The organism is Pseudoxanthomonas beigongshangi (genome assembly GCF_016820515.1).
Lineage (GTDB): Bacteria > Pseudomonadota > Gammaproteobacteria > Xanthomonadales > Xanthomonadaceae > Pseudoxanthomonas_A > Pseudoxanthomonas_A beigongshangi.
In genome coordinates this window covers 273,014-286,391 of the sequence record NZ_JADHDV010000001.1, presented here as the reverse complement: position 1 = coordinate 286,391, position 13,378 = coordinate 273,014, and the positions used below count along the sequence as shown (strand labels likewise).

The following is a 13,378-nucleotide window of genomic DNA, read 5'->3' as shown; positions in this document are numbered from 1 at the left end:
GCGATTCTATACTTGTCGCATGCCTGCCACCGCGCCCGTCACGCTTCCGGATCCCGCCGCGCTCGCCGCGCGGGTGCGCGGGCTGGCGCGCGAGTTCGGCTTCCAGCGCTGCGGCATCGCCGGTGTCGAACTGGGAGAGGACGAGGCCCATCTGCGCGACTGGCTGGCGCAGGGCCTGTACGGGTCGATGGACTGGATGGCGCGCCACGGCGACCTGCGCAGCCGGCCGCAGGAACTCCTGCCCGGCACCCTGCGGGTGATTTCGGTGGGACTGGATTACGGCCGCAACGACAGTGACGACGCCTGGCGCACGCTGGCCGACGGCGAACGCGCCTATGTGGCCCGCTACGCGCTGGGACGCGACTACCACAAGCTGATGCGCAATCGCCTGCAGCGGCTGGCCGAACGCCTGCAGCAGGAAGTCGGCGCGTTCGGCCATCGGGTGTTCGTGGATTCGGCGCCGGTGCTGGAACGCGCGCTAGCGCGCAACGCCGGGCTCGGCTGGATCGGCAAGCACACCTGTCTCATCGACAAGGATGGCGGCTCCTGGTTCTTCCTCGGTGAAATCTACGTCGACCTGCCGCTGCCGATTGACGCGCCCGCCAGCGCGCACTGCGGCACCTGCACGCGCTGCATCGACATCTGCCCGACCGACGCGATCACCGCGCCGTATCGTCTCGACGCGCGGCGCTGCATTTCCTACCTGACCATCGAGCACGACGGCGCGATTCCCGAGGATCTGCGCGTGCCGATGGGCAACCGCATCTTCGGTTGCGACGACTGCCAGCTGGTCTGTCCCTGGAACAAGTTCGCCAAGCGCCACGACGAACCGGATTTCCGCACCCGCAACGATCTGGATACCGCGACGCTGCCGCAGTTGTTCGCCTGGGACGAAGCCGAATTCCTGCGCCGCACGGAAGGTTCGGCGATCCGCCGCAGCGGCCATGAGCGCTGGCTGCGCAACATCGCCGTCGCGCTGGGCAATGCGCCGGCCACGCCGGGCGTGCTGGCGGCATTGGCTTCGCGCCGCGAGGATCCCTCGCCGCTGGTGCGCGAGCACGTGGCGTGGGCGCTGCGGCGGCATGGGGTGCAATGAGCCGGCATGCCCTGTGGAAGCGACGTCAGTCGCGAATCGGACATCCAGAATTTCGCGACTGACGTCGCTCCCACAAGACAGAAGGTCGCCGCGGAGAAATCAACCGCGCTTGCGCAACTCGTCCAGCAGTACGCGGGTGACCGGGTCGTTGGCCTGCGCTTCGCCCTTCAGTGCCGGCAGCAGGCCGTTGGCCAGTTGCTTGCCCAGTTCGACGCCGAACTGATCGAAGGCGTTGATGCCCCACAGCACCGACTGTGCGTAGACGCTGTGTTCGTACATGGCGATCAGGCCGCCCAGGGTCTGCGGGGTCAGCGCATCGAGCAGGATCAGCGTGCTCGGGCGGCTGCCCGGGTACGCGCGGTGCGGATCCTCGCTGCCCTGCCCGTTCGCCAGCGCCTCGGTCTGCGCCAGCAGGTTGGACATCAGCGCCAGGTGGTTCTCGGCATACGGATCGTCGTTGCGGATGGTGCCGACGAAATCCAGCGGCACGATGCCGGTGCCCTGGTGCAACGCCTGGAAGAAACTGTGCTGCACGTCGGTGCCTGCACCGCCCCACCACACCGGCACGGTATCCACGCCGACCGGGCTGCCGTCGAGTTTCACCGACTTGCCCAGGCTCTCCATCACCAGTTGCTGCAGGTAGGCCGGCAGCAGTGCCAGGCGCTGGTTGTAGGTCATCACGCCGTGCGCGGCGTGGCCGAGCGCATTGCGGTTCCAGATCGCGGTCAGCGCGTGGCGTACCGCGATGTTGTCGGCGGGCGCGGTGTTCAGTACATGCGCGTCGAAATCCGATGCGCCGGACAGCAGCGCCTCGAAGCGCTCGAAGCCGATGGCAAGCGCGATCGGCAGGCCCACCGCCGACCACAGCGAGTAGCGGCCACCCACCCAGTCCCACATCGGCAGCACCCGTGCCGCGTCGATCGCGAACGCGGCGGCGGCGCGCTCCGGATTGGCGCTGACCGCGTACAGGCGCTCGCTGCTGCCCAGCCAGTCGCGCAGGATGCCGCCGTTGAGCAGGGTTTCCTGGGTGCCGAAGGTTTTGGAAATCAGGATTGCCGCGGTCTTGCGCGGTTCCAGCGGCGCCAGCACGCGCTGGGCGGCGGCACCGTCGACGTTGGACAGGAAGTGCACGCGGAAGCGGCCCGGCAGCGGTCCGCGCAACGCATCGGCGACCAGCCGCGGGCCCAGGTCGGAACCACCGATGCCGACGCTGACGATATCGGTGACGTCGCTGGCTTCCAGATCCGCGATCAGCGCGGCCATGCGCTCGCGCACCGCGCTGGCGGTGGCGAATGCCTCGCGCGCGGCGGCGGCACCGGAGTGATTGCCACGCAGCGCGGTATGCAGCGCGGCGCGGCCTTCGGTGACGTTGACCTTCTCGCCATCGAACAGGCGCCGGAACGCCCCTTTCAGATCGCGCGATTCGCCGAGTGCGACCAGCGCGGACAGCGCCTCGCGGTCATAGCCCTGGCGGGCGAAGTTGAAGTACAGCGGGCCGTGGCGCAGGGCGAAGTCGTTGGCGCGCGCGGGATCCTGCGCCAGCAGCGCCGGCAGCGATTGCCCGCGCAGGCGCGCGGCGTGGGAATGCAGTGCGTCGAAACCCGGTGTCTGGCTCATGCGGCCTGCTTGGGGATGCTGTGGTTGGTGTGGGTGATCCTGTTGTTGCCGTCCACGTAGATCAGCTTGGGCTGGAAGCGCTCGGCTTCCTCCTCGCTCATGCCGGCGAACGCGGCGATGATGATCAGGTCGCCGATCTGCACGTGGCGCGCGGCGCCGCCGTTGAGCGAGATGATCCCGCTGCCCTCGTCGGCGCGGATGGCGTAGGTGGAGAAACGCGCGCCGTTGGTGACATCCCAGATGTGCACCTGCTCGAACTCGCGGATGCCGCTGGCGTCCAGCAACAGGCCGTCGATGGCGATCGAGCCTTCATAGTTCAGTTCGGCGTGGGTGACGGTGGCGCGGTGGATCTTGGTCTTGAGCAGGCTGAGTTGCATGGCGGGGGGAACGGACCACGGAGGAAGCGGAAGTTTAGCAGCGGCTGCGGGCGGCCGACGTGCATGCGGCGGGAGGCGCCGCGCGGGAGGCGAGGCGGGCGGCAGGCGCCGCGTTCACCATTCCAGGTTGTCGATCAGCCGGGTCCGGCCCAGGCGCGCGGCGACCAGCGCGACCCGGGGACCGGCTTCGCCGTCGGCCGGCTCGCTCAGGTCGGGCCGGCGCACCGTGGTGTAGTCCACCGCGAAACCGTTGTCCGCCAAGTGGCGGGCGGCGGTGTCCTCGACCTCCACGCGCGGGCGGCCGGCGACGACGCCGTCGCGCATCGCGGTCAGGACGCGGCGGATTTCGGCGGCGCGCGGGCGCTCTTCGGCCGACAGGTACTGGTTGCGCGAGCTCATCGCCAGCCCGTCGCTCTCGCGCACGATGCTGCCGGCCAGCAGCTCGATCGGAAACGCCAGGTCCGCCACCATCTGCCGGATCACCGCCAGTTGCTGGTAGTCCTTCTTGCCGAATGCGGCCAGATCCGGCTGCACCTGGTTGAACAGGCGGGTCACCACCGTGCACACGCCATCGAAATGGCCGGGGCGATGCGCGCCTTCCAGCAGGCTGCTGACACCGGGCACGTGCACCTTGGCCGCCAGTTCCACGCCGAACGGATACATCGATTCCACCGTGGGCAGCCACAGGACATCGCAGCCCGCGCCTTCCAGACCGCTCATGTCCGCTTCCGGCGTGCGCGGGTAGCGGGTGAAGTCCTCGTTGGGACCGAACTGGGTCGGATTGACGAACACGCTGGACACCACGCGGTCGGCATACTGCCGCGCCAGCATGACCAGCGAGTAATGGCCGGCATGCAGGTTGCCCATCGTCGGCACCAGCGCGACTTTCAGGCCCTCGCGTTTCCATTGCCTGACGCGGGCGCGCAGATCGTGCAGTTCGGTGATGGTTTCTAGCATGAAGTTGTCCGCAGAAGTCCGCTGGATCGCCGCGCGGTGCGCGGCTCAGTAGGAGTGGCTGGCGTCGGGGAAGCTGCCGTCGCGCACCGCGTCGGCATAGGCGCGCACGGCGCCGGCGATCGAACCGCCTTCGGCCAGGAAATCCTTGACGAACTTGGGCCGGCGATGGCCGGTGTCCAGGCCGAGGAAATCGTGCAGCACCAGCACCTGCCCGTCGCAGCCCGGGCCGGCGCCGATGCCGATGGTCGGGATGGCGATGTCCGCGGTGATGGACGCGGCCAGCGCCGACGGCACGCATTCCAGCACCAGCAGCGCCGCGCCGGCCTCGGCCACCGCGCGCGCATCGGCGCGCAGGCGCGCGGCGGCGGCTTCGTCACGGCCCTGCACCTTGTAGCCGCCGAACTTGAGCACCGACTGCGGGGTCAGGCCCAGGTGCGCGCAGACCGGAATGTCGCGCTCGCTCAGGAAGCGGATCACGTCCAGCTTATGGCCCGCGCCTTCCAGTTTGACCATCTCGGCACCGGCCTGCAGCAGCGCGATGGAGGCGTCCAGCGCGCGTTCGGGCGTGGCGTCGGACTGGAACGGCAGATCGCTGATCAGCAGCGCGCGGTTCAGTCCGCGCGCCACCGCTGCAGTGTGGTAGGCGATATCGGAAGTGGTCACCGGCAGGGTCGAGTCATGCCCCTGCACCACCATGCCCAGCGAATCACCGACCAGGATCAGGTCGGCGCCGTTGGCATCGAAGACCCGGGCGAAACCGGCGTCGTAGGCGGTCAGCATGACCAGCTTGCGTCCGTCCCGCTTGGCCTCGGCCAGGGCGGGAACGGTCCAGGGCTTGCTATCGGCGTGAGTGCTCATGGGGATGCATTATCCGCTCATAACGGCTGGATATTCGAGCTTTCCAGGCCGGACACTGCATCCCGCGCGTAACCGACGCCCGGAATCCGGATGTCCGGCGCCAGTTCCAGCAACGGCACCAGCGCGAAGGCGCGCTCGTGCAGGCGTGGATGCGGCAGTTGCAGGCCGGGCACGTCCAGCACCCGATCGCCGAACAACAGCAGGTCCAGATCCAGGCGCCGCGGTCCCCAGCGCTGTTCGCGGGCGCGATCCCTGCCGAACTCGCGTTCGATCGCCAGCAGGTGTTCCAGCAGCGCCAGCGGTTCCAGCGAAGTACGCAGCATCGCCACCGCATTGATGAAGTCCGGCTGCGCCTCCAGGCCCCAGGCCGGCGTGCGGTAGAGCCGCGACACCGCCACGCATTCGGTGTCCGGCAGCCGCGCCAGGCGCGCGGCGGCGGCCAGCAGGGTGGCCCGGGCATCCCCCAGGTTCGCGCCCAGGCCGACGAACGCCTCGCCCGGCGCTGTCATCTCGGCCGGTTCATTCCGGCGAGGCGGCGCTGCTGCGGCGACGGCGACGGCGACGACGACGGCCCTGTGGACCGCCCTCCTCGTCCGGGTTGCCGGCGGCGGACACCAGCGCGCTGGCCAGCGCCTCGGGCGACTGCGCCTGCGCTTCGCGCCAGAACGCCACGTCCTCGGCGTGCTCGCTGGACGCGGACAGGCGCAGCACCAGGAAATCGAACGCGGCGCGGAAGCGTGGATGGGTCAGCAGGCGCATGACCCGCTTGCGCTGGCGGTTGCCGAAGCGGGTCTGCAGCAGCCAGATCTCCTGCATCGGCAGCGAGAACCGGCGCGGCAGCGCGACCGTGTTGAGCTGGTGCAGGGTCACCCGATCGGCGGCGCGGCGCTGCGCCTCCTCCGCGTGCACGCCCTGCGCCTGCAGCGCCATCAGGGCGCGGCAGTACGCCGGCCACAGCAGCAGCGCGAACAGGAACGCCGGCGACACCGGCTCGTCGTTGGCCACCCGTCGATCGGTGCCAGCCAGGCCCTCGATCAGCATGCGCCGCAGCGCTCCGCTGCGATTGGAAGCCAGCGCCGCCGCGGTTTCCGGCAGCAGCACGGCGAGCAGGCCGAACCGTTCCAGGCCCTCGAAGCTGGCCACCGCGTGGCCGGACAGGAACAGTTTGAGGATTTCCTCGAACAGGCGCGCGGGCGCCGCGTCGGACAGCAGCGAGGCCAGCCGCGCGATCGGTTCGGCGGTCGCCGTCTCGATCGAGAAATCCAGCTTGGCCGCCAACCGCACCGCGCGCAGCATGCGCACCGGATCCTCGCGGTAACGCTGCTCGGGATCGCCGATCAACCGCAACGTGCGCGCCTGCACGTCCTCGAATCCGCCAACGTAATCGCGCACCGAGAAATCCTCGATGGCGTAGTACAGCGCGTTGGCGGTGAAGTCGCGGCGCACCGCGTCGTCCTCGACGGTGCCGTAGACGTTGTCGCGGACCAGCCGGCCGTTCTCCATTTCGCGATCGCCGCTGCCATCGTCGCTGTTGGCGCGGAAGGTGGCGACTTCGATGATCTCGCTGCCGAACACCACGTGCGCCAGCCGGAACCGGCGGCCGATCAGGCGGCAGTTGCGGAACAACTGCTTGACCTGCTCCGGGGTGGCGTCGGTGGCGACATCGAAGTCCTTGGGATGCCCGCCGACCAGCAGGTCGCGCACGGCGCCGCCGACCAGATAGCCGGCGAAGCCCGCATCGCGCAGCCGGTACAGCACGCGCAGGGCATTGGGACTGATGTCCTTGCGCGAGATCGGGTGCTGGTCGCGGGGAATGATGCGCAGGGCGGTGTTCGGGGTAATGGTGGCGGTTCCGTCAGGTGGTCTCGTGCCCCGGGGCGGGCGATTGCCGAACGCCGGGGTAGCCGCCTATACTAATGCGCTTCGCCGGCATCACCCAAACGCTCCCTTCGTCTAGTGGTTAGGACGTGGCCCTCTCAAGGCTAAAACAGGGGTTCGAGTCCCCTAGGGAGCGCCATTCCGGCTGAAGTCACCTCGCGGACCCGCTCCCGAGGCGCCGGCGGCGGCTTTTCCGTCCGCACACCCGCCGGCCGTTCCCCTCGCCTAGCCCATGCCGCTGTGCCGCAGCAGCGCGTCGATGCGTGGCTCGCGCCCGCGGAATGCGCGGAAGTTCTCGGCCGCCCCGCGGCTGCCGCCCCGTCCCAGCACTTCCCGGCGGAAACGCGCGCCGGTTTCGGCCAGTTGCCCCGGGGTTTCCTCGAACGCGGCGTAGGCGTCGGCGCTCAGCACCTCGGCCCATTTGTAGCTGTAGTAACCGGCGGCGTAGCCGCCGGCGAAGATGTGGCTGAACTGGTGCGGAAAGCGGTTCCAGCTCGGCGGCCGGTTCACCGCGATCTCGTCGCGCACGCGTTCCAGCAGCGCCAGCACGCTGTCGCCGGCCGGATCCAGGCCGCCGGCGTGCAGCAGCATGTCGAACAGGCCGAACTCCAGTTGGCGCACGGTCGCCATGCCGCTCTGGAAGTTCTTCGCCGCCAGCATCCGATCGAACAGATCGCGCGGCAGCGGTGCGCCGGTGTCCACATGCGCGGTCATCGCCCGCACGCGCTCCCACTCCCAGCAGAAGTTCTCCATGAACTGGCTGGGCAGCTCCACCGCGTCCCATTCCACGCCGTTGATGCCGGCGACCGCCAGCTCGCCGATCGCGGTCAGCAACTGGTGCAGGCCATGGCCCATTTCATGGAACAGCGTGGTGACTTCGTTGTGGCTGAAGGTGGCCGGCTTGCCCTCGGCGCCACGGCCGAAGTTGCAGACCAGGTACACCAGCGGCGTCTGCGCGCCCTGCCCCGCGCCGCGCTCGCGGCGGTTGCGGCCATCGTCCATCCAGGCGCCGCCGCGCTTGCCCTCGCGGGCGTAGAGATCGAGATAGAACTGGCCGACCAGTTGGCCATCGTCGCCGACCAGCCGGTAGAAGCGCACGTCCGGATGCCAGGTCGGCGCCTGGTCCGGTTCGACCCGCAGGCCGTACAGCGCATGGATGAGATCGAACAGGCCGGCCAGTACCTTCGGCTCGGTGAAGTATTGCTTCACTTCCTGCCCGGAATAGCTGTAGCGCGCCTGCTTGAGCTTCTCGCTGGCCCAGGCCAGATCCCAGGCCTGCAGATCGTCCAGTCCGAGCTCGTCCCTGGCGAACGCCTCCAGTTCCGCGCGATCGCGCCGCGCGTGCGGCAGCGCGCGTGCGCCGAGATCGCGCAGGAACGCCAGCACCGCCTGCGGACTGTCGGCCATCTTGGTGGCGACCGAATAGTCCGCGTAGCTGGCGAACCCGAGCAACGCCGCCAGTTCGGTGCGCAGCGCCAGGATGCGATCGATCAGCGCGCTGTTGTCGAGCCCGGCGTCGTCGCCCAGTTCGGAGGCGCGCACGGCGCTGGCGCGGTAGAGCTGTTCGCGCAGGCCACGATCCTCGGCATAGGTCTGCACCGGCAGGTAGCACGGCATCTGCAGGGTCAACTTCCAGCCGGCGCGCCCGTCCTTTTCCGCCTGCGCACGGGCGGCCGCCAGCACGTCGGCCGGCAGGCCCGCCAGCCGCGATTCGTCTTCGACGTAGAGCGCCCACGCATCGGTCGCGTCCAGCACGTTGTTGGAGAACTTCGCCGCCAACGCCGACAGTTCCTCGCGGATGGCGGTGAAGCGGGCCTTGCCGGCCTCGTCCAGTTCGGCGCCGCCGAGGCGGAAATCGCGCAACGCGTTTTCCAGCGCCTTGCGCCGCGCGGCGTCGTAATCCTTCGCTTCGGGCGACTGCGCCAGTGCCTTGTATTGCGCGTACAGCGCCAGGTTCTGCCCCAGCGCGCTGCCGAATCGGGTGACCTTGGGCAGGTTGGCGTTGTAGGCCTCGCGCAGTTCCGGCGTGTTGACCACGGCCTGCAGGTGGGTGACCTGGCCCCAGGCCCGGTACAGCCGCTCGGTGGCGTCGTCCAGCGGCACCACGAAGCTCTCCCAGCTCACCGGCGCGATCGTTTCGGCCCGCTTCACCGCCGCGTCCGCCTCGGCCAGCAACTGGTCGATGGCGGGCGTGATCTGATCGGGTTTGATCGCGTCGAAACGCGGCAGGCCGGAAAAATCGAGCAGCGGAAGGGTCACGTCGGGGCTCCTGGAATCAGCCGTCGGAAGGCGGAAGTATCCTTCCAGAGTGGAGGCGACCGGGGCGGATGCAAGCGTGCGCCCGCGCCGGCGCGATGTCGTTCAGGCCGCGGCCTGCGCCGTCCAGGGCAGATCCGGCAGCTCCCCGCCGGCGGTGGCGGCGGCGATCGCCGCATCGCTGCCGCTCACCTCGATGCCGTTGTCCGCGTACCACGCCGGGGCGTAGTAGCTGTGCGCGTAGCGCTCGCCGGCATCGCACAGGATGGTCACGATCGAACCCGCGCGTCCAGCTTGTTTCATCCGCTGCGCTGCCCACAGCACGCCGACGAAGTTGGTGCCGGTGGAACCGCCGACCCGGCGTCCCAGCCGCGCGCTGACCTCTCGCATCGCGGCCAGCGACAGCGCGTCCGGCACCTTGACCATCGCGTCCACGCAACTGGGCAGGAAGCTGGCTTCCACCCGTGGCCGGCCGATGCCCTCGATGCGCGAACCGCCGGTGCTGGACAGCTCGCGCCACGGCCGGCCGGCCAGTGCTTCCCGGTAGCCGTCGTAGAACATCGAGATTTCCGGATCCGCGCACAGGATGTCGGTGGCGTGCTGGCGGTAGCGCACATAGCGGCCGAGGGTGGCGGCGGTGCCGCCGGTACCGGGGCTGCAGACGATCCAGGCCGGCTCCGGGTGCGGTTCGGCCGCCATCTGCTTGAAAATCGATTCGGCGATGTTGTTGTTGGCGCGCCAGTCGGTGGCGCGCTCGGCGTAGGTGAACTGATCCATGAAATGCCCGCCGGTCTCGCGCGCGAGCTGGCGCGAGGCATCGTCGAGATCGCAGGCGCGTTCGATCAGGTGGCAGCGACCGCCCTGGAATTCGATCGCGGCGATTTTCTCCGGCGAAGTGCTGGCCGGAATCACCGCGATGAACGGCAAGCCGAGCAGGCGCGCGAAGTAGGCCTCCGACACCGCCGTGGATCCGCTGGACGCCTCGATGACCGGCGCGCCCTCGCGCAGCCAGCCGTTGGCGAGCGCGTACAGGAACAGCGAGCGCGCCAGCCGGTGCTTGAGGCTGCCGGTGGGATGGCTGGATTCGTCCTTGAAATAGAAATCGATGTCCGGATAGCCCGGCAGCGACAGCGGAATCAGATGGGTGTCGGCCGAACGGTTGAAATCGGCTTCGATCCTGCGGATGGACGCGGCCACCCAGTGACGGTGCGACATGGAGCGGGAATGTCCGGGCAAGTGGAAACGGGGCTGGAGCGGTCGCCCGGCATTATCCCACTTCCGCCCGGGCGCCGCGGATGGCGCGATGCCAGCCGCGGTCCGGCCCGGCCTCCCCGAGCAGATTCCCTGATCAGATCCTCGGCAGATCGAACACCAGCACTTCCGCGCTGCGGCCGCCGGCGACGGTGACCAGCGGCTCGCCGTCGTACAGCAGGGCATCGCCGGCCGCCAGCGCATGACCATTGACGGTCAGCTCGCCGCGGGCGACATGCACGTACCCGAGCCGGCCCTCGGCCAGGCGCAGTTCGGCTTTCTCGTCGCCGTCGAACAGGCCGGCGTAGACGCGCGCGTCCTGATGGATGCCCACCGAACCGTCCGCGCCGTCCGGGCTGGCGATCAGGCGCAGGTGGCCCTGCTTTTCCTGGGCGGAAAACGCCTTCTGCTCATAGGAAGGCGGTATGCCCTGGCGGTCCGGGATGATCCAGATCTGCAGGAAATGGGTGGTGCCGGATTCGCTGTAATTGAATTCCGAATGCTGCACGCCGGTGCCGGCGCTCATCCGCTGCACGTCGCCCGGCACGATGCTGGACGCGTTGCCCATCGAATCCTTGTGGCCCAATGCGCCTTCCAGCACGTAGCTGATGATTTCCATGTCGCGGTGCCCGTGCTGGCCGAAACCGCGCCCGGCTTCCACGCGATCCTCGTTGATGACCCGCAGCGGGCCCCAGTGCACGTGGTTGTCGTCGTAATAGCCGGCGAACGAGAAGCTGTGCCAGGAATCCAGCCAGCCATGGTTGGCGTGGCCGCGCTCGGCGGCCGGACGCAGGGTGATCATCGGGGAACCTCCACGGGAAACGTTGGCGAAAGGATGTGGTTCCGCCCGCGCAGGATAAACGGGCCGCCGGCCAATGGGCTGTTCCAATTTCGAGACAATAGGACTTCGAGACCGCATCGATTCGCAAGAAACGGAACGAATCGGCGCCCGCGCTGACCTGTCGACACCCGTATCCGCCGCCCGCTTCCTGCGCTTGCCCGGCACCACTCCAGGCCGGGCCGGGAGCCCGGCGACGCTCCTGGGACGCAAAACGCAATCAATGTCATCCGGATGAGTGCGTTGCATTAAACTTGTCGGGTTTTCCGTTTTGATGTTCTGCCAATGCCCTTCGTCGTCACCGAGAACTGCATCAAATGCAAGTACACCGATTGCGTGGAAGTCTGCCCGGTGGATTGTTTCCACGAGGGTCCGAACTTCCTGGTGATCGATCCCGATGAGTGCATCGACTGCACGCTGTGCGAACCGGAATGCCCGATCAACGCGATCTATCCGGAGGACGACGTCCCCGCCGGGCAGGAAAACTACGTGCAGTTGAACGCGGAGCTGTCGCGGGCCTGGCCGGTGATCACCACCCGCAAGGAACCGCTGCCCGACGCCAAGGAATGGGAAGGCAAGCCCGGCAAGCTGCCGCTGCTGGAACGTTGATCGCCACGCGCCGGCACGCCGGCGAATCCGCCCCGCGCCGCGCGCGACGGGTATGAAAAAGGCGCCTTGCGGCGCCTTTTCCGTTTCAGGCGATGCCTGGGCTCAGTTGCCGAGCTTGGCCTTGAGCGCGGCGATCAGCTTGGTCGGCGCGTCACCCTGCGCGGGCAGGCCGCGCGGATCCACGGCCGAGACATAGGCGCCGGCCTGGACACCGACCACGCGCACCAGGAAGTTGCTGCCTTCGTAGTTCACGTCGTAGGTGCCCAGCAGCTGCGCGCGGCTGGCGATGGTCACGCCTTCGATACCACCGAGCGCGTCGCCGACCTTGGTGAACACCTCGTCGCGGCTACCGGTGGCGTTGAAACCGGTGTTGGAAGCGGCGGCCGGCGCGCTGCCCTGGCCTTGCGACTGCACCTGCGAAGCGGTGGCCGGCAGGTTCATCGCGCCGGCGGTGCTGGGCAGGTTGAGATCCGGCGGGACTTCCAGCGGACGCATTTCCGGGCTCAGCGCATAGTCGCCCTTGGCGCCCTTCTTGCTGAACCACTTGCAGCCCGACAGGCCGCCGGCCACGGAAACGGCCAGCAGCGCGAGGGCGAGCGGACGCATGAGCGAAGGCGAAAAACGCATGGTGTTCTCCTGGGTTCAGGCCGCGATCGTTTCGCGGCTGGATTGTTCTTCGAGCCGGCTCGCCTGTTCGGCCAGACGGTTCGCGGTGTCGTGGTGGGCCTCGGACAGCGGCAGCAGCGGCAGGCGCAGCCCGCTGCCGACATCCTGGCGCTGCAGCAGCGCCTTGACCGGGATGGGATTGGATTCCACCCCGAGGAAGCCATAGATGTCGCCGAGTTCGGCGTCGAGCGCGGCGACCGCCGCGGCATCTCCGGCGCGGGCGCGATCGCACAGCCTGCGGAAGGTGCGCGGCAGTGCGTTGGAGCCGACCGAGATCAGTCCGTCGGCACCGGCCAGCATGGCGCGGCCGGCGGTGGGATCGTCGCCGCTGAGGATCACGAAACCGTCGTTGCGCAGCGCCAGCAGCGCGGTCATGCGCTCGGGCTCGGAACGGGCTTCCTTGATGCCGATGATGTGCGGGTGCGGCGCAAGCTGGGCCACCGTCTCCGGCAACAGATCGCAACCGGTGCGGCCCGGCACGTTGTACAGGACCACCGGCAGGCCGCCCTGCTCGGCCACCGCGCGGTAATGCGCGACCAGGCCGGCCTGGGTGGGACGCACGTAAGGCGGAGTGACCACCAGCGCATAGTCGGCGCCGGCGACCTGCGCGCGGCGGGTCTGGGCGATGGTCTTGGCGGTGTTCATCTGCCCGGTACCGGCCAGCACGGGAATGCGGCCGCCGAGGATTTCCACCGCCACGCGCAGCAGCCGCTCGTATTCCTCGTCCGACAGCGCGGCCGCCTCGCCGGTCGAACCGGCGACGACCACGCCCTGCGTGCCGCCGTCGATCTGCCGTTTGAGCAGTCGGCGCCAGGCGTCGAGGTCGAGTTCGCCAGCGTCCGTGAACGGCGTGGCCAGTGCGGTAATGCTGCCGGAAAGGGACAAGCGTTTGCCTTCTTGAACGTCTTCGTTGAACAGGGGCGGCGCGGAATCCGCGCACCCTGCGATGTTACTTGCGGCGTGAAAGCGCGGGCA

General features: G+C 68.7%; 13 protein-coding genes and 1 tRNA gene. 3 read left to right on the top strand and 11 right to left on the bottom strand.

From position 1 onward, the window contains the following. Positions 1-19 precede the first annotated feature (19 nt). A complete protein-coding gene (gene queG, locus IQ458_RS01285; RefSeq protein ID WP_203321656.1) occupies positions 20-1,096 on the top strand; it encodes a tRNA epoxyqueuosine(34) reductase QueG in 1,077 nt (358 codons plus the stop codon). Positions 1,097-1,195: 99 nt separating this feature from the next. Here the strand turns inward: queG and pgi are convergent, their stop codons facing one another. From pgi to pcnB, 6 genes are all read right to left on the bottom strand, one after another. Next, positions 1,196-2,713, bottom strand: coding sequence for a glucose-6-phosphate isomerase (gene pgi, locus IQ458_RS01280; RefSeq protein ID WP_203321655.1), 1,518 nt, complete (start codon positions 2,711-2,713; stop codon positions 1,196-1,198). Then, entirely contained in the window at positions 2,710-3,090 is a 381-nt protein-coding gene (panD, locus tag IQ458_RS01275) for an aspartate 1-decarboxylase (RefSeq protein WP_203321654.1), read from the bottom strand. Before panD ends, pgi begins: the two co-directional genes overlap by 4 nt. A gap of 114 nt (positions 3,091-3,204) precedes the next feature. After that, positions 3,205-4,047: a pantoate--beta-alanine ligase gene (gene panC, locus IQ458_RS01270; protein ID WP_203321653.1), complete on the bottom strand. Its 843-nt coding sequence runs from the start codon at positions 4,045-4,047 to the stop codon at positions 3,205-3,207. 45 nt (positions 4,048-4,092) lie between these two features. After that, complete coding sequence (gene panB, locus IQ458_RS01265) at positions 4,093-4,905, bottom strand: 3-methyl-2-oxobutanoate hydroxymethyltransferase (RefSeq protein ID WP_203321652.1); 813 nt, start codon at positions 4,903-4,905, stop codon at positions 4,093-4,095. A 17-nt stretch (positions 4,906-4,922) separates the two neighbouring features. After that, entirely contained in the window at positions 4,923-5,414 is a 492-nt protein-coding gene (gene folK / locus IQ458_RS01260) for a 2-amino-4-hydroxy-6-hydroxymethyldihydropteridine diphosphokinase (RefSeq protein ID WP_192197597.1), read from the bottom strand. Between the two features lie 10 nt (positions 5,415-5,424). Then, positions 5,425-6,747 carry a polynucleotide adenylyltransferase PcnB gene (gene pcnB, locus IQ458_RS01255; RefSeq protein WP_183644723.1) on the bottom strand — a complete coding sequence of 441 codons (1,323 nt, stop codon included), beginning with the start codon at positions 6,745-6,747 and terminating at the stop codon, positions 5,425-5,427. Positions 6,748-6,847: 100 nt separating this feature from the next. Here pcnB and IQ458_RS01250 point away from each other — a divergent pair. Continuing rightward, positions 6,848-6,922 (top strand) — tRNA-Glu (locus IQ458_RS01250). 86 nt (positions 6,923-7,008) lie between these two features. Here IQ458_RS01250 and IQ458_RS01245 read toward each other — a convergent pair. From IQ458_RS01245 to IQ458_RS01235, 3 genes are all read right to left on the bottom strand, one after another. Next, positions 7,009-9,042 carry a M3 family metallopeptidase gene (locus IQ458_RS01245; protein WP_203321651.1) on the bottom strand — a complete coding sequence of 678 codons (2,034 nt, stop codon included), beginning with the start codon at positions 9,040-9,042 and terminating at the stop codon, positions 7,009-7,011. A 102-nt stretch (positions 9,043-9,144) separates the two neighbouring features. Then, entirely contained in the window at positions 9,145-10,254 is a 1,110-nt protein-coding gene (locus tag IQ458_RS01240; protein WP_203321650.1) for a PLP-dependent cysteine synthase family protein, read from the bottom strand. Between the two features lie 133 nt (positions 10,255-10,387). Beyond that, positions 10,388-11,092 carry a pirin family protein gene (locus IQ458_RS01235; protein WP_203321649.1) on the bottom strand — a complete coding sequence of 235 codons (705 nt, stop codon included), beginning with the start codon at positions 11,090-11,092 and terminating at the stop codon, positions 10,388-10,390. Positions 11,093-11,413: 321 nt separating this feature from the next. On the opposite strand from IQ458_RS01235, the gene fdxA reads away from it, so the two are divergent. Continuing rightward, positions 11,414-11,737 carry a ferredoxin FdxA gene (gene fdxA, locus IQ458_RS01230; RefSeq protein WP_141453356.1) on the top strand — a complete coding sequence of 108 codons (324 nt, stop codon included), beginning with the start codon at positions 11,414-11,416 and terminating at the stop codon, positions 11,735-11,737. Positions 11,738-11,839: 102 nt separating this feature from the next. Here fdxA and IQ458_RS01225 read toward each other — a convergent pair whose 3' ends face one another. Both IQ458_RS01225 and dapA read right to left on the bottom strand, forming a co-directional pair. Further along, positions 11,840-12,364, bottom strand: coding sequence for a hypothetical protein (locus tag IQ458_RS01225; RefSeq protein WP_183642495.1), 525 nt, complete (start codon positions 12,362-12,364; stop codon positions 11,840-11,842). A 15-nt stretch (positions 12,365-12,379) separates the two neighbouring features. Continuing rightward, complete coding sequence (gene dapA / locus IQ458_RS01220; protein WP_183642497.1) at positions 12,380-13,288, bottom strand: 4-hydroxy-tetrahydrodipicolinate synthase; 909 nt, start codon at positions 13,286-13,288, stop codon at positions 12,380-12,382. Between the last annotated feature and the right edge of the window lie 90 nt (positions 13,289-13,378).